General features: G+C 55.1%; 1 protein-coding gene. It reads left to right on the top strand.

All coding sequences use genetic code 11. The annotated features are described in order from the left end of the window. The first annotated feature begins 72 nt into the window (after positions 1–72). A protein-coding gene (locus tag ACR0JE_RS19630; RefSeq protein ID WP_480865365.1) for an IS5 family transposase occupies positions 73–829 on the top strand; the annotation gives its coding sequence in 2 pieces (ribosomal slippage) (positions 73–404 and positions 403–829; 759 coding nt in all). Positions 830–849: the final 20 nt, after the last annotated feature.

Genomic DNA, 849 nt, shown 5'->3' with positions numbered 1-849 from the left:
TTCTGGACCCATTAATTTGGTTGCCGTCATCTCGGCTGCGTGATTCAAACCCCTGAGTTTCAGGGGTATAACATGAGTAATCTATTCTGGCTGACCGACGAGCAGATGGCGCGGCTTCAGCCTTACTTTCCAAAGAGCCATGGCAAGCCGAGAGTTGATGATCGTCGTGTATTGAGCGGGATTATTTTCATCAACCGCAATGGGTTACGTTGGTCCGATGCGCCACGTGAATATGGACCACCAAAGACACTGTACAACCGTTGGAAACGGTGGAGCGATATGGGTGTGTTCGCTCGGATCATGACCGGGCTGGCTGCGGAGGGAACCGATCATAAGACCATCATGATTGACGCTACATACCTCAAAGCGCACCGCACAGCCTCCAGCCTGCGGTTGAAAAAGGGGGCGCGGCAGGCTGATCGGGCGTACCAAGGGTGGCATGAATACGAAACTGCACGCTGTTGCTGACAGCCTCGGACGCCCCATCCGCTTCTTCATATCCGCAGGCCAGGTCAGCGATTACACGGGCGCCAAGGCTCTGGTGAACAGTCTGCCATCGGCTGACTGGCTGCTGGGAGATCGAGGCTATGACGCAGACTGGTTCCGCGAAGCCCTTAATGACAGGGGAATTAAGCCCTGCATCCCAGGTCGACAATCACGCGACAAGCCTGTCCGATACGACAAGCGCCGCTACAAACGACGCAACCGCATCGAGATCATGTTCGGACGCCTGAAGGATTGGCGGCGCGTCGCAAACCGATATGACAGATGCCCAAAGGTATTCCTTTCGGCCATCGCTCTAGCAGCTACCGTACTGTTCTGGCTGTAAATCAATGAGTCTGGAGCCTA

It is taken from the genome of Ruegeria sp. H3 (assembly GCF_056533095.1).
The sequence above is the reverse complement of the archived record's forward strand: the minus strand, read 5'-3'. Positions and strand labels throughout refer to the sequence as shown.